Source organism: Nocardia brasiliensis IFM 10847 (assembly GCF_000710915.1).
GTDB lineage: Bacteria > Actinomycetota > Actinomycetes > Mycobacteriales > Mycobacteriaceae > Nocardia > Nocardia brasiliensis_A.
In genome coordinates this window covers 65,967-90,658 of record NZ_BAUA01000108.1, presented here as the reverse complement: position 1 = coordinate 90,658, position 24,692 = coordinate 65,967, and the positions used below count along the sequence as shown (strand labels likewise).

The window sequence follows — 24,692 nt, the reverse complement described above, 5'->3', positions numbered from 1 at the left end:
CCCCCGCTCACTCACCACCACCTGTGCGCCGGGCAGGTGATCGTCGGAAATCAGGCGGTTCAAGCCCTCGACGACCTGCGCCTGCCCGGTCGCACCGAATGCTGTTGCACTGCCGTCACTTTCCGCAGCACTACACCCCGCTACCAACACTCCCGCCGCCACCACGGCAGCAGACATCCGACGACAAACCCTGTTACGCAACCCATTCGCTTCCCACACCATGATCACGCTACGAGCCGCGCTGTCGCCTTCCCATCCAGCGAACACCCTTCTTTCCGGTGGTGCTGGCCCCACCCTGATCAGCGGTCATCCGGCTTTCCGCCAGTGCCGATCACCTTCCGCTGCCGATGTCCGACCCGCCCGGCATGATGACGGCATGGAGTCCGGTCAGCGCAGCGAAGCACCCCTGGTGGCCGGCGAGTACGAGATGCTCGTCGGCTTTCTCCAATTCCAGCGAGACACCTTGGACTGGAAGTGTTCCGGGCTCACCGCCGAACAATTGCGGCGGCAGGCGGTGCCGCCGTCCACCCTGTCCCTGCTCGGTCTGGTCCGCCATCTGACCGAGGTGGAACGCACCTGGTTCACCCGGGTCTACGCGAGCACGGACGCACCCCCGCTGTACTGGGCCACCGATCCCGCCGAAGACACCGACTTCCAGGTCGAGGACGCCGACCCGATCGCATCGATCCAGCTGTGGCGCAACGAATGTGACCGCTCCCGCGAAATCGTCGCCGCCGCCCCGGCCCTCGACACCACCGCCACCCGGCCCTCGAACGGCGAAACCTACTCCCTCCGCTGGATCCTCATCCACATGATCGAGGAGTACGCCCGCCACAACGGGCACGCCGACCTGCTCCGCGAAGCCATCGACGGGCAGACGGGGGAATAGCGCCCTTGGACCCCTTCGCTACCAGGTAGCCGCTACCCGGCCCCCTGCGGTGGAGCCGCTCTATCTCGGCGAGCCTGACGCGTACACGCTGCCCCTCCGAGCCTTCTCCCCGCACGTCAAAGCCCGATGAGTAACAAACGCCGACCACCTGCGATGTGATCCACACAACACCGATTCAGGAGGTTCGGAATGTTAACTGCGAAGCGCCTTGCGGCCGGAGCCGTCGTTGCCACCGCGACGGCGGCCACAGTGTTCGCCGGTGGCGGCGTCGCCCAGGCCGACGTGCCGGTCTGGGAAGCCAACTGCCACGTCTACAACATCTTCAACACCGGCGGCATGGCCAACTGCGAACTCCCCACCTGGCACCAGGTCAAACTCACCTGCGTAGCCTGGCCCGTCCCCTTCACCTACTGGAAATACGGCCCCATCCAATACGGCCAAAACCAATCCTGGGCCAGCTGCGACTCCTTCAACGCCCTCGTCAAAGTAGAGGTGATCCAAGCCTAGGCCCCCTCGACCCACACTGCCGCCGCGGCCGAACATCAAACGTCGTAGCGGAATTCGCACCGGGGTCCGATGACAGCGAAACGGATTCGCCGCCCGCGGCACGCAGCTGCCCGGCGAATACCAGCTACGCCACCTTCATTCGGTCGGCGTCGAAGCGCACCTTGATCTCCCGGCCGTGGTAATCGATGATGCTGATCGTGTCGTTTCCCGTGAAGGACACGCGCTTCGGGCATGGCTGGCTCTCCGGTGCCTCCCACACATCGGCTTGCCTGCTGAACAGGCCCACACGCTCCCGCAGCGTGATGCCGCAGATAGTGTCGATCATGGCTTCTGCGCGGTAGGTGACGGCCTCGAGGCGACCGTCGGAGCTCACCGCGAGGACCTTCGGCGTGCTGTCGACCGGATTCATGAAGGCCGCGAACAGCAGCCACAACAGCATCAGCGGCAGGAGAGCCAGCACCGACAGCGTCAGCACGGCGGTAGGCACAAGCCAGTCCCGTGTGCGACGCCAACCCATCCTCGACGCAAGGAAAACCAGCACTCCCGTCGCGATCCAGCACACCGGCACAGCCCAAGCAAGGAACTCCTGCAAACGATAGAAGCGGCCCGACAGATAGATCACCGGCACTGCCACGACGTCGACCGTCAAGAGCACGGCGACCGCGAGCACCCAGGCGATCCGTCGTCGGCGCGGCACCCTGTCTACAGTGCGCTCTTGCCCGCTGGGCGCGGGAAACGTCTCGTCGGTGGTCTGCTCTGCCAACGGTCAGCCTAACTCGTGCAATCGGCATTCGGCTTCGGCAACCGAAATCATCGCCAGTCTATCCACGTCGTCCGTCGAGCTCGATCTCGTTGAGACGTCACCTGTTTCGCGACCGGACCAACCCGCCATCCGCTGAGCGATCGACCTGTCTGTTCGGGACGGCTGCTGGTCGGCCGATCGGTCTCGCGCAGTCGTTCGGCGGAGTTGTCTCACAAAAGGGAGACAGATCTGTCTTGTTGCTATGTTTGGGTCCGATCTGGCATTTTCGTTGTCCCGCATCGACATCCGAATCAACGATCGGAACGGAATGTTCGAGTACAACCCTGAAGTCATCGCCGAGTTCCGCGCTAACAGCGGCCAGGTCGGCGGCCGATTCGCCACGTTAGATATGGCATTGCTGACCACTGTCGGCGCCCGAACCGGCCTGCCGCGCATCAGCCCCGTCGTGTACTTCACCGACGGCGGCGACATTTTCGTCATCGCCTCTGCCGCCGGTTCCGACCGCAATCCAGCCTGGTATCACAACCTCGTAGCCAACCCGGAACTCACCGTCGAGGTCGGCGCCGACAAGTACCGAGCCAAAGCGACGCCCACCGAGGGCGAGGAGCGCGCCCGGCTGTTCGCGAAGGCCGTAACCGTCCAACCGGGTTTCGCCGAGTTCGAGGCCAAGACCCGGCGGCGGATCCCGGTGCTCCGGATCACCCGAATCAACTGGTGACGACCTCGTGTAGCGGCTGGCTTCAGCGCCCACCTAGCCCGGTTCACCGGAACCATGCTGGAACCGGATCAAGGCTGGGTGCAGGCATGTTCGCGATTGAACGCGCCGACGCTTCCGGTGCCGGTGGGCAGGTTGCGGGTGGCGTCTGCGTACGCCTCCCCCGGGTTCGCCCCCTTACCGAAGCCCACGATCGGGAACCCCGCGACGATCGAGAGCGGACTCGTCACGACTGCACCGCAGCCGTTCGCGAACGTCACCATCATCCGGCAGTCGATGATGCCTTGACCCTTACACGCGCGGTCGGCGGCTCGAATGGCGTCGGCTTCGGTCGGGTGGTTGACCGAAAACGCATAGACATTGCCCCACACGCTGAGAGAGCCGGCACCCCAGTTGACCGGGTCGGCGGCAGCGGGCGGTGCCGCTAGAACGGCAGCGGCGCTCACCGCGAGCGCGGCGACCGCAAAGGACTTCTTGAACATACGACGTGCTCCCTCTGCGCGCCGACCAGGGTGCGGCGATCGCATGGAAAATACCGCAACGCATGGACTCGAGATCGCCCCAAGTCTTGGGGGCATGGCAAAGACCATTACGAACCGCGGTCTTGGTGATGGATCTGTTGATCTAGTCGGCCTCGGCTGCGGGAGCGCCCTCCGTCGGCGGCCATTGCCTCGCACAGCGACGGACGCGGTCGACCATGACCACGTGTGGCCCGGGCGAGAGCCGTGGCTGCCGCGGATTCGGTCCTTGCCGATCTCCAGGTACGCACTCTCACGAACGTCCGATAGTGCCGATGGGCGTGCATCAGCGTCGATGGGAGATGCGGTCGAGGTGAGTCGGTCCTCGGCGGGGCCTGTCCTAGGGGCGTTGATAGTGCAGTGAAATGGCGCCGGATTGCGGGAAGGTAGTGGCTGTGGCGAGCTGCCAGGTCGAGGTGTGGTTGTCGGGAAGTGGTCGCAGACCCGCGCCCAGCGTGGTGGGGACGATCGTCAAGTAGAGGTCGTCCACGAGATCGACATCCAGCAGACCACGAATGATACTGGCGCTGTTGAGGACCAGGATGTCGCCGCCGCAGGTCCGCGTGAGCGCGCGGACTTCGCCCTCGAGATCCCGGCCGATCCTGGCGTTGGTCCAGTCGGTCTTGTCCAAGTCGGCTTGGTCGAGGGTCGTGGTGAAGACGACTTTTTCGACTGCGGACAGCCACTGCCCAAGGTTGCGGGTGCGGGTGGAACTGGTCGGGTCCGCTGTCAGTTGCGGCCATACCGAGGTGAAACCTTCCCAGTTGACCCTGCCCAGGACCGCGGTATCGGCGGCGCGCCAAATGCTTTCGTAGTAGCTCTCACTCTGAGCGGTCGCGATGTGGTCCATGCACCAGCTCATGTCGTCCTCGGGCCCGGTGCTGCTGTAACCGTCCATCGACACGGTGACCTCGGCGGCAACCCGGCGGCTGGGTGCCTGTGTGCTGTTCGACAATGTCTTTGTCCCTTCATCTTTCGGATCTGATCTACATGGGAAGACGGTGCGCGCGTGCCGAACTCATCGGTCTGCGGCTGATTGCCGTGCGCCCCTCTGGACCCGCACCTCGAGATTCCCAAGGGGGCATCGCGATACCTGACCATGCGGCCAAGGGCGCAGATAATGCCGCCTACCGCGCGAACCGACGCGGCCACGACGTGATGGTCGGCCGTCCAGAGACGTTGCGGCTCAGACTATCTGGATCTCGGCTCTCGTCATGTGTGGACGGCGTGGATGTGGCGGTCGTCGCCGATCAGGTACGTGGTCCGATTGACGACCGCGGCTGCGGAGAGTTCGACCGAGCGCATGCCCTACTGATTCAGGGCGGGCTGCGACGTGTGTCTGGCGGCGGGAGAATCAGTTCACCGGATTGCCAGATGACCGGAGAGGGCACCCTGGATTCAGCCGCTTTTCGCGCCTCCTCGACCGAACGGTACGGTCCGGAGTCGGGCCAGAACGGTGTCTGGTCGCGCAGAGCTTTGAAGGACACATAGTAGGCGTGCCCGGTCGAATCGAGAAGCGGTTCTTCATCCGCGTCGAGCGTGCCGTCTTCCTTGCCCAGCTCGTACCAGAAGTCGTAGTCGAGACGAACGACGAACACCGGTGTGGCGATGTGATTGTCATACAGCCACGAACCTGTAGCGACGATATCCCGACCGGTCATGATGACCAGATGTTACGCGGGAGTTGGGAGAGGGTACCGGCTTCGATGCCTGGCCAACGTCCTGAAATGCCACATTTCGCGCATTGGTAAGACGCCCAGATTGGTTGGCTGGCATGGGTTCCCGCGCCGAGAGCTAGCCGTCGTGCGTGCAGCGAGAGTCGGCGTTTACTGACCATCGGAATTTCCCGCTGATCACCGGCAACGTACGCAGCAGCGGCGACTGCCGAGGACAGCGTGCCGTTCGACCATAGTTTGTTCGGACACGCGTGTTCGAACTCGGTCCGAGCGATAGCTTTGATCGTGCTTACGGTAAAGATGGACGACCGAACGGCGAGACTACTCGGTCTGCGGGACGGCTTCGGCGGCCTGGATCCGGAAGCAGGTTTGGCGCCCGACTTGCGTCGGACCTGGGTGGATGCCGGGATCGAATGCCGTGGCGAGGTGGTGTGCTGGGCACCCGCTCCTTCGCACGCGGATGACGCACCGGGGCGTGCCTTGGATCTGACCGGGTGGGAGTGCTCTGAAACCCGCTTCCACCTGGAAGATTTTGTGCCCGTGGAAAGTAGAGATGCCGAGGTGCCGATCTTCGGCGTCGACGCCCAGCGGACCCTGCTTCGACAAGGGATCGCCCTGGCTCGTGAGGTCGGGCGAATGGCTGGTGAACTGAGCGCACCGATTCCGCTGCGATGCATCGTCGGGGTGAACGAAACTTGCGGCACGTTCAGGTTTCACCGGATCCGGTCTAATGAGAGCTGGATTCTCGACGACCTCGACAGTTACGACCGAGAGTATGGAGTGGTCATCGACTTCCTGCCCCGGACCCGCGATAGGTTCCACAGCGCTCGCATCGAGGCGGCGCAACGGACAGCGCTTTTCGACCTTGTCGAACTCCTCGCACCCGACGCCGAAAAGGCGCGTGGGAGGTTGGAGTACGTCCTGGAGAATGCGTCGTGGTCGGCGTTCGATCCGGAAGACGCACTGATCGAGGTCTTGTTCGACGGCGTCGATGGCGGCTTGGCCCACTTCCATCGCGCGGTCGCCGACCCAGCGGCGATTCGCAGCCGCCTAGCACTGCTACCCACCTGCCCGGCAGGGCTGACCTGGGACTGGGACGACGGCGATATACACAGGGGCAAGACCGAGGCTGATCGCCAGGCCCACCTTCGGTTGTTGGGCGATCACTGCCGAGCGGTCGGTACCGCGTTGATCGGAGTCTTCACCGGCAAAAATGAACTTGTGCTCGGTTTCCTGCCCTCGGACAAACTCGAGCGGCTTATCGACCTCGCCGCGACGGCCAAAGCAGAGATCGTCACCTACGGCACGGTCGAGCCGCGCGAGGAACCCTAAGCCGAACAAAGATCTCTTCCCGGAAACCTGGACAGAAGATGATATCGCCCGCGCCGCTGTCACGATTGCGAAGAACCCGAAACCCTACTCACGCTGAGCCCCAATAGATTGAGCCCCTATCCCGCCGGACAGGAGCTCAGTTGCTCTGCAACTCTGTAACCAGGGCTCGAGCTGTTATTCGTTCCTCGACGGTGCGCTTGTCCGCTAGACGTTGAAGCGGAATTCGACGACGTCGCCGTCGTGCATCACGTAGTCCTTGCCTTCCATGCGGACCTTGCCGGCGGATTTGGCGGCGGACATGGAACCGGCTTCGACGAGGTCGGCGTAGGCGACTACTTCGGCTTTGATGAAGCCGCGTTCGAAGTCGGTGTGGATGACGCCTGCGGCCCTGGGGGCGGTGTCGCCCTGGTGGATGGTCCAGGCGCGGGCCTCTTTGGGGCCTGCGGTGAGGTAGGTCTGCAGGCCGAGGGTGTGGAAACCGGCGCGGGCCAGGGCGTGCAGGCCGGGTTCGGTCTGGCCGATGGATTCGAGGAGTTCGAGGGCGGACTCGTCGTCCAGCTCGAGCAGTTCGGCTTCCACCTTGGCGTCGAGGAACACCGCATCCGCCGGTGCGACAGCGGCTTTCAGCTCGGCGACCTTCGCCTCGTCGGTCAGCACCGACTCGTCGGCGTTGAAGACGTAGAGGAAAGGCTTGGTGGTGAGCAGCGAAAGTTCTTTGAGCAGTTCGGTATCCACCTTGTTGCCCGCGGCGAACAGGGTGGTGCCCTGGTTCAGGATCTCCTGCGCGGCCTTGGCGGCGTCGGCGATCGGCTTGCGATCCTTCTTGATCTTCGCTTCCTTCTCGAAGCGCGGGACCGCCTTCTCCAAGGTCTGCAGATCGGCGAGGATGAGCTCGGTCTCGATCACCTCGATATCGGCGGCGGGATCGACCCGGCCGTCCACGTGCACCACGTCGTCGTCGGCGAACACTCGCACGACCTGGCAGATGGCGTCGGCCTCACGGATGTTGGCGAGGAACTTGTTGCCGAGCCCGGCGCCCTCGGAGGCGCCCTTCACGATGCCCGCGATGTCGACGAACGACACGACGGCCGGCACGATCCGCTCGGAACCGAAGATCTCGGCGAGCTTGTTCAACCGCGGATCGGGCAGCGGCACGACGCCGACGTTCGGCTCGATGGTCGCGAACGGATAGTTCGCGGCGAGCACGTCGTTCTTGGTCAGCGCGTTGAAAAGCGTCGACTTTCCGACGTTGGGCAGGCCGACGATTCCGAGGGTGAGACTCACGAGACGAGAAGTCTACGCGCCAGACCCACTCCTACCTGCACCGGCCGCATCGCCCAGGGTTCCCACACACGAAACAGCGTGTGGGAACCACCGGCATGCGATCAGGGCACCAGGACAACCTTGCCGAGGTTGGCCCGCCCCTCGACCACCCGATGCGCCGCGACAGCGTCGTCGAGCGCGAACTCCGCGTGCACGACGGGCCGCAGCAGACCCGACGCGAGGAATTGCCACAGTTCCTGCCGCCAGTGGTCGAACAGGTCCGGCTGTCCCTGCGCGATCCGCGCCACCTGGAAGCCGATCACCGTTTTGGCCCCGACGAGCAGGTCGTAGGCCTCGATGGTGCCGCCGCCGGAGCTGTAGGCGACCAGCCGTCCGCCGGGCGCGACGGCCGCGATGGCCGGTCCGAGCAGCTCGCCGCCGACCGCGTCGAGCGCGTAATCGACGGGCGCGCCCCACGATTCCTGGCCGTATTCCACGACTTCGTCGGCCCCGAGATCGCGCACGAACTCGGCCTTGGCGAGATCGGAGACCGCGCCGACGACCCGTGCGGCGCCACGCAGCCGTGCCAGCTGCACCGCTAGATGGCCGACACCGCTGGCCGCCGCCGTGATCAGCGCCGACTCACCGTCCTTGGGCTGCGCCGCGTCGAGCGCACCCAGCGCGACCAGGCCGCTGCGTACCAGCGCGACCGCGTCGACGGCGGACCCGCCGTCGGGAATGGGCGAGGCCATCGCCGCCGAGAGCAGGGCGTAGTCGGCGTAGCCGTGCCCGAACACCAGCCCGGTCACCCGATAGCCGGGTTGGTAGCCCGTGACTCCTTCACCGACGGCAACCACCTCACCGGCGATCTCGCCGCCGAGCGCGATCGGCTCGCGTTGTTCGCGCACCTTCCGCACCACCGGCAACGTCACGCCGATCGCTTCCACCCGCACCAGCAATTCGCCAGGACCCGGCGTCGGCACCTCGACCGCCACGACCTCGAGCACTTCCGGACCACCGCTGCGCTCGTACTGGACCCGACGCATCACACCTCCACAACTCATCAGAAGTGGCCACGGTAACCGCAGATCGCCGTCGAACCACACCCCCGAGTGCGACATCTCACCGGCGGGCCGCAGCGTCGGTGAAGCGCCGCGGCCGCCGCCGGGCCACCTTGCGCCACGGCCCGCGAGGCGTAGCGTGACCTGCATGGAGCCGAGCACCGAGATGGTGACGGCGCGACCGGCGCCGGTACTCGCGCGGTTCATCGACCACTACGTGGGTTACCGGATGGTGGGGTATCCGGCGGGCCTGCACCGTGGCCTGCCGTCCGCGCACATGACGTTCATCGTCAGCATCGGGCCGACCATCGACGTTGTCGCGCAGACCGATCCGCGGCAGTCGCCTCAGGACTACCGGTGTTCTCTGGGCGGATTGCAGGCCAGTTCCGCGCTCATCTCTCATACCGGTCATCAGGAGGGCGTCGCGGTCGCGCTGACCCCGCTGGGCAGCCGGGCACTGTTCGGGACGCCCGCGGCGGCGCTGTGGGATGTCTCGGTCGAGTTGGCGGATGTCGTGGGGCCGGTCGGCACGGAGCTGTGGGAGCGGTTGCAGGGACCGGCCACCTGGACCGCACGCTTCGCGACCTGCGACCGAATCCTGGGCCGGATCGCGCGGCCCGAACAACTGGTCGGGCCGGAACTGACGTGGGCGTGGCGCACGGTGGTCGGGTCCGGCGGCACGCTGGCCGTCGGCGCCCTGGCGGACGAGATCGGCTGGAGCAGACAGCATTTGGCGCGACGGTTCGGCGCCGAGTTCGGGCTGAGCCCCAAGCTGGCGGCCCGGATCGCCCGCTTCGAGCGGGCTCGGCGGATGCTGCAGCACACCCCGTCCCATATCTCCATCGCCCAGGTGGCGGCCGCGTGCGGCTACTACGACCAGGCGCATCTGAATCGCGACTTCGCCGAACTCGCGGGCGCCAGCCCGACGATCTGGCTGGCCGAAGAGGTTCCATCCGTCCAAGACGGCGCGGGGTCGGCCGAGTGAGGCTGGACGCATGACGAATCCAGCGAATGCCGATATCACCACCCGCACCGCGGTCTGGCCCACCATGACCTTCCGGGACAGCCGAGCCATGGCCGCCTTCCTCACCGAGGCGTTCGGCTTCGTGCAGACCGCGATGTACGCCCGCGAAGACGACCCCTCGGTGATCGAGCACGCGGAAATGCGCTGGCCGCTGGGCGGCGGCATCATGTTCGGCAGTTCGTGCAAGGACGCGGGCGTTTTCGGCAAGCGGCTGCCCGGCAACGACTCGGTCTACCTGGTCTGCGAAGACCCCGACGCGCTGTTCGAGCGCGCCGCTGCCGCCGGCGCCGAGGTGATCCGCGGCCTGCAGGACGAGAGTTACGGCTCGCGCGGCTTCGTGGTCCGCGACCCCGAGGGCAACCTGTGGAGCTTCGGCACCTACTGGGGCGAATAACCTTGTGCTCAAGCAGCTTGAGCTACGAAAAGTCTGTCCAGCGCAACCCGCATCCTGGACGGACTTGACGTTGCACCAGGCCATCGCTCCTGGAGCAGCCATGACCTAACGCCTCTTCGAGCGACCCTGCGCTCAGAGGGACGCTTACACGACACCGTGTTGTGCGAATCCACATCGCCAGTCCATCTCTGCGATACCTGCACACCATTTTGGCGCGATCGAGGTAGGCCGATATCGCGACAGCAGAGCGTCTACTTGAAGTAAAATCCACAGGTGAGCATCTCGGTGGTTCGAGTGAGCAGTCAGCAGGTCAGCCGCATCCTGAGTCTGGAAGAGGGGCAATTCGGCGACCTGAAATCCATCGACATCGCACCTGCTGCGTTAACCAAAACTCTAAGCGCTTTTGCCAATGCAGATGGCGGGGAAATTTTTATTGGAATCGACGAAGTTTCCAGCCACAAGAGGCGTTGGCGGGGATTCGATGATTTAGAATCAGCTAACGGTCATATCCAAATTTTTGACCTATTATTCCCGCTGGGCGGAGAGCATGACTACGAGTTTCTCGAAGCCGATCGAGCAGTCGGCAAGATTCTTCATGTGACCATACAAAAATCCACATCCATCAAAGTTGCCTCCAACGGCAAGCCGTACGTACGGCGTGGCGCACAAAATATTCCGGCCGATAACCCGGAGGCGATGGATCGACTCCGACGAGCAAAGGGCCTGACATCCTTCGAAACTGAAACCATAGCCTACCCGATAGACGAGCTGACCAACTCGATGTCAATTATCAGGTTCATGATCGATCTAGTACCCACCGCAGATCCGGAACCATGGCTGAAAAAGCAGCTTCTTATACGCGGGGGGCTTCCCACTGTTGGGGGCGTGCTGCTCTTCTCCGATGAGCCACAGGTTGCTTTACCAAAAAGATCTTCGATCAAAGTCTACCGATATAAAACCACTGACTCCGAGGGCACGCGCGAAGCCTTGACGTTCGATCCTATAACCATAGAAGGATCGCTGTACGACCAGATATATGCAGCCATCGATAAGGTGGTAGAGATCGTTGAGCAAACCAAGGTTGCCAGTCGGCAAGGCTTGTCCCAGATAAAATATCCACGCGAAGCAATCCACGAGATAATCACCAACGCGGTGATTCACCGCGACTACGGACTGGCAGATGACGTTCATATACGAATATTCGACAACCGAATCGAGGTCGAAAGCCCCGGGCGACTGCCAGCGCATATAACGCCAGACAACATACTCGACGAACGCTTCGCCAGGAATGGAACGATCGTCCGGCTGATCAATAAATTCCCGAACCCTCCGAACAAGGACGTGGGCGAAGGGTTGAATACCGCATTCAATGCAATGAAGGCTTTAAAATTGAAGGCGCCCATCATTTCCGAGTTGCCCAATTCAGTCTTGGTCAACATCCGCCACGAACGCCTCGCCTCCCCCGAAGAAATTTGCATGGAGTACCTTGAGACACATGATGAAATCAGAAATAGAACCCTCCGCGAACTAACAGGCATTGGCTCAGAAAATGCAGTGAAACGTGTCTTCCAAAGATTGATTGCTGCACAGCAAATCGAGCGCGTCCCCGGGAAATTCAGCTCCGCATCGGCATACAGAAAGTGGACAGGATCGTCAGACACCACGTCAAGTGATCGAGTGGGTTCACAGGGTGCCCTCGACGTTTCCGCCAAGCCTGATAGACATAAAGGTGCATAACTCACCGGACCAAATCGTCAGCGGCCGCCCAGGCCCGCCATGGCGATGCCGTGGATGAAGGCGCGCTGTGCGATCGCGTAGACGACGAGTAGTGGTAGCAGGATGAGCATCGCCGTGGCCATCAGGAGCGGCCACTGGGTGTGGTACTGACCTTGCAAACGCACCAAACCCACAGTGGCGGTGGCTATCTCGGTGCGCTGGATCATGACCAGCGGCCACAGGAAATCGTTCCACACGGTGATCCAGGTGAGCACGGCGAGCACCATCAGCGCGGGACGGGTGTGCGGCAGCAACACTCGCCAGTAGATTTGCCACGGGGTACAGCCGTCGAGGATCGCCGCCTCCTCCAATTCCACGGGCAGGGTCGCGAAGAACTGCCGCATCAGATACGTGCCGAAGGCGCTGCCGAAAAATCCGGGCACGATCATCGCCCACGGCGTATCGACCCAGCCCAGGGTTCGCATCAGCAGGAACTGCGGGAGCACCGTGACGGTCAACGGCACCATCAGGGTGCCGAGGTAAGCGACGAACAGCACTTCGCGACCGCGAAACCGTAAGCGCGCGAACGCGTATCCGGCAAGCGAGCAGAACAGCAGCTGACCGGCGGTGACGCAGGCCGCGTACACCGCGGTGTTGACCAGCATCCGCCCCAGCGGCAGCAGCTCGAAAACCTCGGTGTAGTTGGACCATCGGGGTCGCACGGGCAGCAGCCGCTGCTCGGCGATCTCACCTTCGGCCTGCAACGACCCGGACAACGCCCAGAGGATCGGCGCCAGCGCACACCACCCGATGCCGACGAGCACGACGTATATCCCTGCCCCACGCACCATCCGGCGCACCATCGCCTGCTCTACGCGGGCGCGGACCATGGTCGTCCTGCCTCCGGTCACAGGTCCACCGCCGCCCGCCGGGCGAAGCGCAGCTGAATCAGCGTGAGCCCCAGCAGGATCGCGAACATCACCCAGGCCAGCGCCGAGGCGTACCCCACCTCGTAGAACCCGAAAGCGTGCTGGAACAGCATGATGCCGAGCAGGTAGGTCCCGGTGTCCGGTCCTCCGTTGCTGCCGGTGAGCGCGTACACCTGATCGAAGGCCTGCACCGAGTTGATGACGGTGATCACGAAGACGAACGACAGCGGCCCGCGGATCAGCGGCAGCGTGATCGCCGAGAACCGCCGCAGCACACCGGCTCCGTCGATCTTCGCCGCCTCGTAGAGCGACTCGGGCACGCCTTGCATCGCCGCGAGCAGGATGACCGTCGCGAACGGCAGGCTCCGCCACACGGTGACGATGCTCAACGACACCAGCGCCAGGCCCGGGTCGGTCAACCACGGCAGCGGGCCGATGCCGAACCACCCCAGGCCGAGGTTCAGCACGCCGTCGTCGGTGAAGATGAAACGCCAGACCACGGACATCGCCACGGCGGACGCGACCAGCGGCAAGAAGGCCATCGTCCGGAACAGCCCGATGCCGAACACCTTTCGATTCAGCGCCGCCGCGATACCCAGCCCGAGCAGCACCGTCGGCACGAGGGTGAGGACGGTGAACACCGCCGAGTTGCGCAAGGCGATCGGAAACAGCGGGTCGGCCCCGAGCAGCCGTCGATAGTTGTCCGACCCCACGAAACGCATGGGCCGGAACAGATCCCACTCGTGCAGGCTGAGATAGAACGAGAACCCCAGCGGAAACACCAGGAACACCGCCACCGCGACCGCGTTCGGCGCGACGAACGCCCACCCGGCCCGCTCGCGCCGCCGCGCCAGGCCTCCACGCGCCAGCCCGCCACGTGCCGACGCGGCAGGCCGCACCCGCGCTGTCCGCCGCCGCGACGAGCACCTCCGCATCACGACGTGCCCAGCAGCGCGTCGACACCGGCCGGATCGAGGGCCGTGGCGGGGGCGGCACCACGCAGCACCCGGTTCGCGTCCCGTTCCAGCAGGGCGGAGATCTTGCCCCAGGCCGGGGTCACCGGCAGCGGCCGCGCGTTGACCGGCCCTTCGATGAGCACCGCCAGGTTGCGGATATCGCGATGCGCCGCCACGAAACCCGGCGATTGCATCGCAGATTTCAGCACCGGCACGAAAAGACCGGACGCCGCGATGATGGCTTGGCCCACCGGCCCGGTCGCGAATTTGACGAACTCCCAGGCCTGTTCGATCCGTGGACTGTGCGCCGCGATGGCCAGACCGGTACTGCCGACATCGCTGACCGCGCCGGGGCCACCGTGCGGACCGACCGGCAACACCGTGACATCCACGGAAAGCCCGTCGCGACCGGCGAATTCGGAATACAACCAGTGCCCGCCCAGGACCATCGCCGCTCGGCCCGCCCGGAACAGGTCCGGCGCCGAGACCGACAGCTGGTCGGCGATTTTCGGCGCGACACCGTGCCGCAGTGCTAGATCGGCATAGAACTGAACGCCCGCGGCGAAGCGCGGATCGCCGAGATTGGTTCTGGTCGGCGCCACCGACGGGGTGAACCACGGCGTTCCGTTGTTCATCCCGAAGCAGGCTGCCGAGTAGTACGGCACCCAGGCGTCGGCGAAACCCCACCGCCGGCCGCGCGTGAGCGCCCGTGCCGCATCGAGGAATTCATCGAACGACCAGGCCGCGCGCCAGTGGGCGGGCGCGGCCAGACCCGCATCGTCGAACAGGTCCCGGTTGTAATAGAGGAACACTCCCGACCACTGTTCGGGTAGCGCGTACTGTCCGCCCGCGTAGGTGAACGTGTCGTACAGCGCCGGATAGCTGTCCGCGCGCAACATCTCGGCGTACCCGGGTTCGCGGTCGAGCAGCGTCCGCAGATCCAGCAGCACGCCGCGTTCGGCGAGGCCGGCGTAGAGCAGCTCCCAGGCCATCACGACATCCGGGCATTTACCGCCCGCACAGTAGGTGAGCAGCTGTTGCTGCGGGTCCGGCCCGGAAACAATGGTGCGAATCCTGATGTCCGGGTGCCGCTTCCGGAATTCCTCGATGATCAGCGCCCGCACCCGCGCCTCTGCGGGCCTGGCCTGGAAGAAGAAGGTCAGCGCGTCGTCGCCGGCCGTGCAACCGGCCGTGGTGAGCACAGTCGTGGCCAGCGCCGCGCCGAGCAGGGTGCGACGGCGAACCGGTGCCACAATGCCTCCACGGTGGGTCCGACCAACGAATGCCCGAGCCAGCATGGCAGCATACGGATGGCAACATCGCCGGGCGAGGGAACACGCCCAGCCGCACCGGCGAACACCCGGCGACCTCGACCGAGGCCCCGGAGCACAGCGCCACGTGGGCCACCCGTACCCACCGCGCGCCGCGACTCGTAGGAAGACACAGGGCGAGTCGCCGCGCCGAGAACGAAATGCAGCGAATGTTCAGACTTGCCTAAGTCCGGCTCGAGCGCGCTTCAGTTCAGCTACGTTGTCAACGTTTCAGCAAGTCAAGCTCGATCTCACGGGAGAGTAGTTCGCATGGCGACCATCGAATACCTCCGGACTGATCCCGACCTCCCTCCCGTGGGTGTCGTGGACCGTTCGCCTATCACCCCCACCAAAAAGGCCATTTTCGCGGTGATCGCCGTGGTGGGCGCGATCGCCTGGGCCGTCTTGGCCATCGCCAGGGGCGAGTCGGTCAACGCGGTGTGGATCGTGGTCGCGGCGGTCTGTACCTACGTGCTCGCCTACCAGCTGTACTCCAGGCTGATCGAACACCGGATCACCAAGCCGCGCGACGATCAGGCCACGCCCGCCGAAATCCTGGAAAACGGCAAGGACTATATGCCGATGGACCGGCGGGTGCTCTTCGGGCACCACTTCGCCGCCATCGCGGGCGCGGGTCCGCTGGTCGGTCCGGTCCTGGCCGCGCAGATGGGCTACCTGCCCGGCACGCTCTGGATCGTGTTCGGTGTCGTGTTCGCCGGTGCGGTGCAGGACTACCTGGTGCTGTGGGCCTCGACCCGCCGCCGCGGCCGCAGCCTCGGGCAGATGGCGCGCGACGAACTCGGCGTGGTCGGCGGTATCGCCGCCATCGTCGCCGTGCTGGTGATCATGATGATCCTGCTCGCGGTGCTCGGCATCGTCGTGGTGAACGCGCTGGCCGCGACCCCGGGCAAGGACGGCGTGTTGCAGGGCGGCAGCCCGTGGGGCGTGTTCTCCATCGCGATGACCATCCCGATCGCCCTGTTCATGGGCGTCTACCTGCGCTACCTGCGCCCCGGCAAGGTCGGCGAGGTCTCCCTGATCGGTTTCGCGCTGCTCATGCTCGCGATCATCTCGGGTAATTGGGTCGCCGAATCCAGCTGGGGCCAGGACTGGTTCACGCTGTCGGGCACCACGATCGCCTGGTTCCTCATCGCCTACGGCTTCATCGCTTCGGTGCTGCCGGTGTGGCTGCTGCTCGCGCCGCGCGACTACCTGTCCACCTTCATGAAGATCGGCACCATCGTCCTGCTGGCCGTCGGCGTGCTGATCACCATGCCGGTGCTCAAGGCCCCCGCAGTCTCCCAGTTCGCAAGTTCGAGCAACGGACCGGCGTTCGCGGGCAGCCTGTTCCCGTTCCTGTTCATCACCATCGCCTGTGGCGCGCTGTCTGGCTTCCATGCGCTGGTGTCCTCGGGCACCACGCCGAAACTGCTGGAGAAGCAGTCGCACGCCCGCATGATCGGCTACGGCGGCATGCTGATGGAATCGTTCGTCGCGGTCATGGCGATGATCACCGCCAGCATCATCGACCAGCACCTTTACTTCGCGATGAACGCGGGCGCCGGCGTCACCGGCGGCACCGCGGAGAAGGCGGCGGCCTACACCAACAGCCTCGGGCTCAGCGGCCCGCCGGTCACCCCGGGTCAGCTGGAGCAGGCGGCCAAGGACGTGGGCGAGACCAGCATCGTGTCCCGCACCGGCGGCGCGCCGACGCTCGCGGTCGGCATGTCCGAGGTGCTGCACCGGTTCCTCGGCGGCACCGGACTCAAGGCCTTCTGGTACCACTTCGCGATCATGTTCGAGGCGCTGTTCATCCTCACCACGATCGACGCGGGCACCCGCGTCGCGCGCTTCATGCTGTCGGACTCGCTGGGCAACCTGGGCGGACCGGCCAAGAAGTTCAAGGATCCGTCGTGGCGTCCCGGCGCGTGGCTGTGCTCGGCGATCGTGGTCGCCGCGTGGGGTTCGGTGCTGCTGATGGGTGTCACCGATCCGCTCGGCGGCATCTACACGCTGTATCCGCTGTTCGGTATCTCCAACCAGTTGCTCGCGGCGATCGCGCTCACCGTCGTGCTGACCATCGTGATCAAGAAGGGCCTGATCAAATGGGCCTGGATTCCGGGGATCCCCCTCGTCTGGGACCTGATCGTGACGATGACCGCGTCCTGGCAGAAGATCTTCTCCGCCGACCCGAAGATCGGCTACTGGAAGCAGCACAGCATCTACAGCGCGGCGCTCGACGCCGGAAAGGTTGTGGCACCGGCCAAGACGGCCGAAGATATGGAGAAGGTGGTCCGCAACAGCTTCATCCAGGGCAGCCTGTCGATCATCTTCGCGGTGCTGGTGCTGGTCGTGGCGATCGTCGGCGTGCTGGTCTGCGTGCGAGCCTGGCGCGCGGGCGGCGGCGAGAGCAGCGAAACACCCGACGAACCGTCGAAGATCTTCGCGCCGAAGGGCTTCCTCGCCACCCCCACGGAGAAGGAAGTGCAGCAGGAATGGAACGCCCTGATCGCCGCGGGGAAGGTCCGCCCGCCGGGCGCGGCGAAGGCCCTGCATTGACGCTCAGCGCTACCCCGCAGGACGGCCGGTCGGCTCGACCGGCCGTCCTGCGGCGCCTGCGGACCGCTCGAAACGCCTGTGCGACAGCGGTTCGCAACGTCGGCTGGTGGTTCGATTCCATCCTCGGGGGTCAGGACTACCAGCGCTACGTCGCGCATCTGACGCGCAACCATCCCGGCTGCGAGATACCCACCGAACGGGAGTACTGGCGCAACCGGCATGCCGACGCCGACCGCAATCCGCAGAACCGCTGCTGCTGACTTCCAGCATTTATCCGGGCTCCGCGCAGCTCAGCGACTCGACGGCGATAATGGCGGATTTCCGCTAGCGGAGATTGCTTCCAAATGACATTGTGGTGAGCGTGACGATCACGGTGTTGGATTTCGAGCGGTGCTATCGGGCGGTGTCGACCAGAGACTCCCGATTCGACGGGCAGTTCTTCACCGCGGTGCGGACCACCGGAATCTATTGCCGCCCTTCGTGTCCGGCGATCACCCCGAAACGGGCGAACGTCTCGTTCCTGCCCACCGCCGCCGCGGCACAGCAGGCGGGGTACCGGGCCTGCCGCCGCTGCCTGCCCGACGCCGCCCCCGGCTCACCGCTCTGGAATACCCGGGCCGATCTGGCCGCGCGCGCGATGCGGCTGATCGGCGACGGCGTGATCGAACGCGGTGGCGTACCCGCGCTGGCGGCCACCCTCGGCTATTCGCAGCGGCAGCTGACCCGCGTGCTCACCACCGAGCTGGGGGCCGGTCCGTTGGCGCTGGCCCGCGCGCACCGGGCACATACCGCGCGGCTGCTCATCCAGACGACGGCAATGCCCATGTCCGACATCGCCTTCGCAGCCGGCTTCGCCAGCATCCGGCAGTTCAACGACACGGTGCGCGAGGTGTTCGCGGTCAGTCCGACGACGATGCGCGCCGAAGCGCAACGGACCAAGTCCGGCTCGAACGGCCGCCAGCCGCCACCGGTCAACGGGACGCTCAGCCTGCGCCTGCCCTACCGTGAGCCGCTCGACCGCGCCTGGCTCGAATGGTTCCTCTCCTCGCACGTGGCCCCCGGCATGGAGCTGTGGGAAAACCGTTCCTACACCAGGAATCTGCGCACCCCGCACGGGCACGCGACCACGCGGCTGAGCTTCCAGCGCGACCACGTCCGCGCGGAGCTGGCACTGCACGACATGCGCGATCTCGCGCCGACCGTCGCGCGCCTACGTCACCTGCTCGACCTCGACGCCGACCCGGTGGGCATCGACGAAGTGCTGGGAGTCAGCGCGGGACCAGATCTTCCGGCACCGGAACTCGCGGACCCGGGCACCACCCGGCTGCCCGACGCGGGCGCGGGGGCGCCGCCGGACGCCGAAGACCTACCCGGTGCGACCGGCACCAGGCCGCCCGTGTTCAGTCCGGGCATTCGCGTTCCCGGCTGCCTCGACGGCCCGGAATTGTTGTTGCGCACCATGATCGGTCAGCAGATCTCGGTGTCGGCCGCCGCCACGCACACCGCGCGACTGGTCGAGGCGCTCGGCGAGCGCGTCGAAGGGCCCATTCCGCTGCTGTTCCCCACCCCGGCCACCATCGCCGAACGCGGCGCCGAGGTGCTCACCGGTCCGGCTCGGCGAGTCCGCTCGATCATCGGCGTCGCCGAGGCGCTCGCGGGCGGCGAACTCGCACTGCACCAGGGCCGCACCGCCGCCGACCTGCGCCGCGACCTGCTCGCGCTGGACGGCGTCGGCCCGTGGACCGCCGACTACGTGACCATGCGGCTGCTCGCCGATCCAGATGTGCTGCTGAATACCGACCTGGTGGTCCGCCAGGGCGCCGCGCTGCTCGGCGTGGACCTGGCCGATACCGGGCGCTGGGCGCCGTGGCGCTCCTACCTGTCCATGCATCTGTGGAAGGCCGCGCTGACCGAGCGCGCCGACCGCACCAAATCCGCCGCGGCCAAGTCCGCCGCCGCGAAAGCGAGCCAGTCATGACCGCCGCCGTTCGACCCGCCGCCCGCCGGATCGGCACCGGCACTGCGGATTTCGCGACAACCGATACCCCGATCGGCCCGTTCACCGCGCTCGTCGACCCCGACGGACAGGTGCTGGCGGCCGGGTGGACCACCGACGCGCAGAACCTGCGCACGCTGATCCACCCGTCCCTGCGCCCAGCCGAACTGCGCCAACGTGATTCGCTCGGCGCGGTGACCCGGGCCGTGCTCGACTACCACCGCGGCGATGTCACCGCGATCGACGCCGTCCCGGTCCGTCAGCACTCCGGCGAATTCCTCCTGCACGCCTGGGACGTACTACGCAAAGTCCCAGCAGGCAGCCCGATCACCTACACCGAGTTCGCCGCCATCTCCGGCCGCCCCGACGCCACCCGCGCCGCCGCCAACGCCTGCGCCCGCAACGCGGCCGCCCTCTTCGTCCCCTGCCACCGCATCTACCGAATCGGCGGCGCCCTCGGCGGTTTCCGCTGGGGCCTGCCGATCAAACGCTGGCTACTCGACCACGAGGCCTAACGGTCAGGCGACGGTGGCTTCCAGGTGGGAGCCGGTGCGGCCGCGGCGGACGTGCAGGCGACTGGGGATGCGCTGGCGCATTTCGTCTACGTGGCTGACGACGCCGACGACGCGACCGCCGGCGCGGAGTTCGTCGAGGACGCCCATCACCGCGTCGAGGGTGTCGGCGTCCAGGCCGCCGAAGCCCTCGTCGATGAACAGGGTGTCCAGCACCAGGCCGCCGGACTCGGCGGCGACGGTGTCGGCCAGTCCCAGGGCCAAAGACAGTGCGGCCATGAAGGTTTCACCGCCGGACAGGGTCTTGGCGGGGCGGACCGCGCCGGTGTAGTCGTCGCGGATGTCCAGGCCGAGGCCGCCGCGGCGGCCGCGCGGACCCGCCTTGTCCGAATGCACGAATTCGTAACGGCCCGCTGACATTCGGCGCAACCGCACGGAACCGGCCTGCGCCACCTCTTCCAGCCGGGCGGCGAGAACGTAAGAGCGCAGCGACATCCGGCGATTGTTCTCGCCCCGCCCGGCCACCACCTCGGCGAGCCCGGCGAGTTCGTCGTGTGTGCGCTGCAGCGGGGCGATCCGGTCCACCGCGGCCCAGAGCTGGCCGCCGAGATCCTCCAGCTGGCTCACTCGCCGGTTCGCCTCCGCATGCGCGGCGACAGCGGCATTCAGTTGCGTCCGTGCGACTTCGACCTGCTGCTCGAGATCGGCCAGATCACCCGGCTCCCGAGTCGCGGCCGCCTGGATCTCCGGCTCGGCGAGCACAGCCTGAGCGTGTGCGCGGGCGTTGTCGGCGGCGGCCAACTCCGCGTCGATCTCCTGCTGCCGCTGCGGAGTTCGGCTCGCCGCGTTGACGACTCGTGCGTACGTGGTCAAACGTGCCACGTGATCGCGCGGTGCGGCGTCCGGTTCGGTCGCGTCGGTACCCGAGATACCTTCGCTACCGGTACTCGCGCTGCCGGTGGTTCCAGGATCAGGCGTCCCCTCGTCGCATGTCGCGCCCAGGACCGCACCGTGCTGTGCCGCGCTGTCGCCGGTGTACGAGCGCAGCTCGTCCGGCACGAAACCCGCTGCGCGAGCGAGGTTCTCGACCCGGTCGGCGATAACCGCCACTTTCTCCCGTGCCGCGGCGGCCTCGGCGCGGACGTCGCGCAATGCGCTGCTGTCGGTGACCAGGGCAGTGAGGCGGGCGCGGCGGCGCTCGATGGTTTCATCCGCGCCGGCCGCGACGCGCAGACGCTCGGTGAGTTCCGCGAGCCGGGTATCGACCGCGACGATGTTCGCGGCGACGGCGCTACGCCGCGAATCCGCTTCGCGCAGTTCGTCGTGCAGGCGGGTCTCGTCGGTGCGCAGGCGGGTGAGCTCGGCGGTCAGCCCGTCGGCGAGTGCGGCCAGCTCGGCGGTGTCCTCGTAGCGATCGGTGGCGGTGCGCAGGGCGGCGGCCAGCTCGACCCGGTCGGCGTCGCCGCCGCGGGCGATGAGCGCCTCGATCTCGCGTTCCAGACCGGTGATTCGGGCGTGCACCCGATCGCGGGCGTCTTCGGCCGCACGTTCGGCGGCCACCGCCGCGTCCTCCGCGTCCTTGGACACGGCGTCGGCGGTGGGACGAGCGGGTTCGGGATGATCCGCGGATCCGCACACCGCGCAGGGGGCGCCGTCGACGAGCCCACCGGCCAGTTCGGCGGCCATGCCCGCCAACCGACGCTCCCGCAGGTCCAGGACCCGTTCCTTGGCATCGTTGTGCGCGGCACGGGCGGTCTCGAACTCCACCCGGGCATGATCGAGATTCGTTCTGCGCGAGGCTAGTTCGACCGCTGCCAGAGCGGCGGCCTGCAGACGTTCGCATTCGGCGGTCAGGGTGGGCAGCGTCGCGGCGGCGCTCGTCGCCTCGCGCAGCCGGGTCTCGAGCGTGGCGAGGGCGCCGGGCAACTGGGCGCGCCGTTCGGTCAGGTCGGCCATTCGGGTGGTGAGCGCCGTGCTCTCGGCTCGTAGTCCCGCCAGTTCCCGGTGCAGTCCGGTCACGGCCGCGGCGTCGGCGCGCACCTCGTCCAACCCGCCGATCTGCGCGCTCCAGCGGCGGATCGCGGCATCGATATCGGCGTCGTCGCGAACGGTGAGCGAATCTTCGACACCGATCAGCTCCGCGCCACCGAGATCCGCCGCGCCGGGCTCCAGCAGATGCGTGGCCAAACGGCGTGCCGTACCGGCGGTTTCGTTCTCCTTGGCGCGCATCAGCATGACCGCGTCCCTGGCCTCGTCGATCGCCGCGACGACCGGCTCGGCGCGCCGGGCGGCGTCGAGTTCGGCGCGCGCCGCGGCACGGCTGTCGGCGGCCGCGGCGTACTGCTCGAGCTGCGCTCGGGCAGCCGCCCGCCGACGGAGCAGGTCGTGCAGGCGGCGTTGTTCCTCGGCACGCGCCTGCACCCGCGCCGACTCCTGTTGGCAGCGTTCGGCTGTCGCGGCGGCGGCGGTCAGCTCGACGCGAGCGGCGGCGAACAGGTCCTGCGACCAGCCGACCGCCTCGAGCGGGCCGACGGTCTCGGTGGCGCTGACCCCCGCCGCGACACCGACTTTGGCGATCAACCGGTCGATTCCCTGTTTGCGCGCCTCCAGGTCGGCGGCGGAGGCGCGACGCTTGTCCGCGAGCCACTGCTCGGCGCTGCCGAATCGCTCGGTGTCGAAGAGCTTTTCGAGCAGCTTCTCCCGATCCTCGTTCTCCGCCCGCAGGAAGCGCGCGAAGTCGCCCTGCGGCAGCAGCACCACTTGGAAGAACTGGTCGGCGCTCATCCCGAGCAGCCGGATGATCTCGTCTCCGATATCGGGTATCCGGGAAAGGTTTTCGCCGCGCCCATCCAGCCAGGCCAGCGTGGCCTTGGCCGGGTCGGTGCGCATCCCGGTGCCGCGCAGCTTGGGACGTTCGAACTCGGGGATACGGGTCAGACGGATGCGGCGGCCGCCGAGCGTCACCTCCAGCACCACCTGCGGCGGCGTCTGGTCCGGTGCGTGATCGGAGTGCAGGCGCTTGCTCTCGCCACGCGCGCCCGGAACCTTGCCGTACAGCGCGAACGCGATCGCGTCCAGCACCGTGGTCTTACCCGCGCCGGTCTGCCCGTGCAGCAGGAACAGTCCGTCGGCACCTAGCGCATCGAAGTCGATGACCGTGTTCTCGGCGAACGGGCCGAACGCGGTCATCTCGAGCCGGTGCAGCCTCATGCGGCCGCCGCCGGGTGCGGCCCGGCCTGGGCGCTCACGCCGAGAGTTCCGTGGCCGATTCCGTAGCCGTCAGCACGCGGTCGGGCTCGGCGACCGCCGCCGCGAGTGCCCGCTCCAGCCATGCCATTTCACCCGCGCTGGGCGCGCCCCGCACATCGGTGAGAAAGGTCTGCGCTACTTCGGTGTCGCGGCGGCCGTGCACCCGTTCACGGTAGCGCAGCTCCGGATTGCCCTCCGGGCGCACCCACTCCACGTGCACCGCGTGCGGGAAGCGTTCGCGCAGCTTACGCATCGCGTCCACCGGCCGGGCCGAGTCGGTGAGCACCGCGGAGACGTAATCGTCGGTGGCGGCGTCGTGCCGCACATCGGTGAGCAGGTCGTCCAGGGTGCCGGTGAGCTTGCTGAGCCCGCGGACCACCGGCAGGTCGTGGCGGCGCACCTCGCCCAGTCCGGCGGCATCGAGGTCGACGAGCCACACTGCCTTGCGATGCGAGCTCTCCGCGAACGAATACGGCAGCGGCGAACCGCTGTAGCGCACCGACTCCGACAGCGTCTGCGGCGAATGCAGGTGCCCGAGCGCGACGTAGTCTATGCCGTCGAACGCCGACATCGGCACGGTCTCCACGCCGCCCACCGAGATGGAGCGCTCGGAACCGGTGGCCTCCCCGCCGACGACGAAGGCATGCGCCAGCACCACCGCGCGTGTCCCCGGGCGCCGGGCGAGATCGGCCCGAATCCGGGCCATCGCCGCGTCCAGGATGTCGGCGTGCGAACGAGCTTGCGGCACACCGAGTTCCGCGCGCGTGATCTCGGGCTCCAGGTACGGAATGCCGTAGTACGCCACGGGGCCGTGCACGTCGTCCAGCAGTACCGGGCGGTCGGCATCGGCGACGGTGGTACGCAGATGGAGTCCGCCCGCCGCCGCGAAACTCGCGCCCGCACCGAGCCGCGCGGGCGAATCGTGGTTGCCCGACGTGGCGACGATCACCGCGCCGGCGGCGCGGATGGCCTCGAATCCCCGGTTGCACACCGCGATCGCGTCCGCGCTCGGAATGGACCGGTCGTACACGTCCCCGGGCAGCACCACCACGTCGACCGACTCCTCGGCCACCAGCTCCGCGATCGCGGTCAGCGCCCGAGCCTGATCGGCCAGCAGATCGACCCCGTGGAACGTGCGCCCGATGTGCCAGTCCGAGGTGTGCAGCATCCGCATGCCGCGAAACCGTAGGCGAGGGCACCGACAGAATTCAATTGCCGAGCCCGCCGTGTCGGATAGCGGCGCATTTCACGCGGCGTGTCCACGGTGTTTCCCGGCCCGAGCGGGCTTGCGCCAGGACGTATTTGCCGACACGGTGCCAATGG

At 66.6% G+C, this 24,692-nt stretch carries 22 protein-coding genes; 11 read left to right on the top strand and 11 right to left on the bottom strand.

Annotated features, from left to right (window positions below):
• Positions 1-376: 376 nt before the first annotated feature.
• Both NBRGI_RS23285 and NBRGI_RS23280 read left to right on the top strand, forming a co-directional pair.
• On the top strand, positions 377-889 hold the full coding sequence (locus tag NBRGI_RS23285; protein WP_029899368.1) for a DinB family protein: 513 nt from the start codon (positions 377-379) through the stop codon (positions 887-889).
• A gap of 189 nt (positions 890-1,078) precedes the next feature.
• Positions 1,079-1,396 carry a hypothetical protein gene (locus NBRGI_RS23280; protein ID WP_029899367.1) on the top strand — a complete coding sequence of 106 codons (318 nt, stop codon included), beginning with the start codon at positions 1,079-1,081 and terminating at the stop codon, positions 1,394-1,396.
• A 124-nt stretch (positions 1,397-1,520) separates the two neighbouring features.
• Here NBRGI_RS23280 and NBRGI_RS23275 read toward each other — a convergent pair whose 3' ends face one another.
• Entirely contained in the window at positions 1,521-2,159 is a 639-nt protein-coding gene (locus NBRGI_RS23275; RefSeq protein ID WP_029899366.1) for a hypothetical protein, read from the bottom strand.
• A gap of 241 nt (positions 2,160-2,400) precedes the next feature.
• On the opposite strand from NBRGI_RS23275, the gene NBRGI_RS23270 reads away from it, so the two are divergent.
• Complete coding sequence (locus tag NBRGI_RS23270; RefSeq protein ID WP_235211079.1) at positions 2,401-2,877, top strand: nitroreductase family deazaflavin-dependent oxidoreductase; 477 nt, start codon at positions 2,401-2,403, stop codon at positions 2,875-2,877.
• Positions 2,878-2,945: 68 nt separating this feature from the next.
• Here the strand turns inward: NBRGI_RS23270 and NBRGI_RS23265 are convergent, their stop codons facing one another.
• From NBRGI_RS23265 to NBRGI_RS23250, 3 genes are all read right to left on the bottom strand, one after another.
• On the bottom strand, positions 2,946-3,356 hold the full coding sequence (locus NBRGI_RS23265) for a DUF4189 domain-containing protein (protein ID WP_029899364.1): 411 nt from the start codon (positions 3,354-3,356) through the stop codon (positions 2,946-2,948).
• 376 nt (positions 3,357-3,732) lie between these two features.
• Positions 3,733-4,347: a dihydrofolate reductase family protein gene (locus NBRGI_RS23260; protein WP_029899363.1), complete on the bottom strand. Its 615-nt coding sequence runs from the start codon at positions 4,345-4,347 to the stop codon at positions 3,733-3,735.
• Between the two features lie 361 nt (positions 4,348-4,708).
• Positions 4,709-5,053 (bottom strand): hypothetical protein, encoded by a 345-nt coding sequence (locus NBRGI_RS23250; protein WP_029899362.1) that lies wholly within the window; start codon positions 5,051-5,053, stop codon positions 4,709-4,711.
• Positions 5,054-5,368: 315 nt separating this feature from the next.
• Between NBRGI_RS23250 and NBRGI_RS45345 the strand changes: the two genes are divergently transcribed.
• The gene (locus NBRGI_RS45345; protein WP_148310915.1) at positions 5,369-6,400 is read left to right on the top strand and encodes a DUF6630 family protein; all 1,032 of its coding nucleotides are present in this window, start codon (positions 5,369-5,371) and stop codon (positions 6,398-6,400) included.
• A gap of 204 nt (positions 6,401-6,604) precedes the next feature.
• On the opposite strand, the gene ychF is transcribed toward NBRGI_RS45345, so the two are convergent.
• Positions 6,605-7,684 carry a redox-regulated ATPase YchF gene (gene ychF / locus NBRGI_RS23240; protein ID WP_029899360.1) on the bottom strand — a complete coding sequence of 360 codons (1,080 nt, stop codon included), beginning with the start codon at positions 7,682-7,684 and terminating at the stop codon, positions 6,605-6,607.
• 101 nt (positions 7,685-7,785) lie between these two features.
• Positions 7,786-8,709 (bottom strand): quinone oxidoreductase family protein, encoded by a 924-nt coding sequence (locus NBRGI_RS23235; protein ID WP_029899359.1) that lies wholly within the window; start codon positions 8,707-8,709, stop codon positions 7,786-7,788.
• Positions 8,710-8,872: 163 nt separating this feature from the next.
• Here NBRGI_RS23235 and NBRGI_RS23230 point away from each other — a divergent pair, with 163 nt between their 5' ends.
• The 3 genes from NBRGI_RS23230 to NBRGI_RS46560 all read left to right on the top strand — a co-directional run bounded on the left by NBRGI_RS23230 (position 8,873) and on the right by NBRGI_RS46560 (position 11,879).
• A complete protein-coding gene (locus NBRGI_RS23230) occupies positions 8,873-9,709 on the top strand; it encodes an AraC family transcriptional regulator (protein ID WP_029899358.1) in 837 nt (278 codons plus the stop codon).
• Positions 9,710-9,719: 10 nt separating this feature from the next.
• The gene (locus NBRGI_RS23225) at positions 9,720-10,142 is read left to right on the top strand and encodes a VOC family protein (RefSeq protein WP_029899357.1); all 423 of its coding nucleotides are present in this window, start codon (positions 9,720-9,722) and stop codon (positions 10,140-10,142) included.
• A 273-nt stretch (positions 10,143-10,415) separates the two neighbouring features.
• Positions 10,416-11,879: an ATP-binding protein gene (locus NBRGI_RS46560; RefSeq protein WP_148310914.1), complete on the top strand. Its 1,464-nt coding sequence runs from the start codon at positions 10,416-10,418 to the stop codon at positions 11,877-11,879.
• Positions 11,880-11,896: 17 nt separating this feature from the next.
• Here NBRGI_RS46560 and NBRGI_RS23220 read toward each other — a convergent pair whose 3' ends face one another.
• From NBRGI_RS23220 to NBRGI_RS23210, 3 genes are all read right to left on the bottom strand, one after another.
• Entirely contained in the window at positions 11,897-12,721 is an 825-nt protein-coding gene (locus NBRGI_RS23220) for a carbohydrate ABC transporter permease (RefSeq protein WP_370627818.1), read from the bottom strand.
• A 44-nt stretch (positions 12,722-12,765) separates the two neighbouring features.
• Positions 12,766-13,641 (bottom strand): carbohydrate ABC transporter permease, encoded by an 876-nt coding sequence (locus tag NBRGI_RS23215; RefSeq protein ID WP_029899355.1) that lies wholly within the window; start codon positions 13,639-13,641, stop codon positions 12,766-12,768.
• A gap of 80 nt (positions 13,642-13,721) precedes the next feature.
• A complete protein-coding gene (locus NBRGI_RS23210; RefSeq protein WP_051727968.1) occupies positions 13,722-15,041 on the bottom strand; it encodes an ABC transporter substrate-binding protein in 1,320 nt (439 codons plus the stop codon).
• A 282-nt stretch (positions 15,042-15,323) separates the two neighbouring features.
• On the opposite strand from NBRGI_RS23210, the gene NBRGI_RS23205 reads away from it, so the two are divergent.
• The 4 genes from NBRGI_RS23205 to NBRGI_RS23190 all read left to right on the top strand — a co-directional run bounded on the left by NBRGI_RS23205 (position 15,324) and on the right by NBRGI_RS23190 (position 20,123).
• Positions 15,324-17,612: a carbon starvation CstA family protein gene (locus tag NBRGI_RS23205; RefSeq protein ID WP_029899353.1), complete on the top strand. Its 2,289-nt coding sequence runs from the start codon at positions 15,324-15,326 to the stop codon at positions 17,610-17,612.
• Positions 17,613-17,668: 56 nt separating this feature from the next.
• A complete protein-coding gene (locus NBRGI_RS23200) occupies positions 17,669-17,872 on the top strand; it encodes a YbdD/YjiX family protein (RefSeq protein ID WP_029899352.1) in 204 nt (67 codons plus the stop codon).
• A gap of 92 nt (positions 17,873-17,964) precedes the next feature.
• Positions 17,965-19,590, top strand: a complete 1,626-nt coding sequence (locus NBRGI_RS23195; RefSeq protein WP_235211078.1) for a DNA-3-methyladenine glycosylase 2 family protein — start codon at positions 17,965-17,967, stop codon at positions 19,588-19,590.
• Entirely contained in the window at positions 19,587-20,123 is a 537-nt protein-coding gene (locus tag NBRGI_RS23190; RefSeq protein ID WP_051727967.1) for a methylated-DNA--[protein]-cysteine S-methyltransferase, read from the top strand. Before NBRGI_RS23195 ends, NBRGI_RS23190 begins: the two co-directional genes overlap by 4 nt.
• 3 nt (positions 20,124-20,126) lie before the next feature.
• Here the strand turns inward: NBRGI_RS23190 and NBRGI_RS23185 are convergent, their stop codons facing one another.
• Together NBRGI_RS23185 and NBRGI_RS23180 are read right to left on the bottom strand one after the other, a co-directional pair.
• Entirely contained in the window at positions 20,127-23,330 is a 3,204-nt protein-coding gene (locus NBRGI_RS23185) for an AAA family ATPase (protein WP_029899349.1), read from the bottom strand.
• Positions 23,331-23,364: 34 nt separating this feature from the next.
• Positions 23,365-24,543, bottom strand: coding sequence for an exonuclease SbcCD subunit D (locus NBRGI_RS23180; RefSeq protein ID WP_029899348.1), 1,179 nt, complete (start codon positions 24,541-24,543; stop codon positions 23,365-23,367).
• Positions 24,544-24,692: the final 149 nt, after the last annotated feature.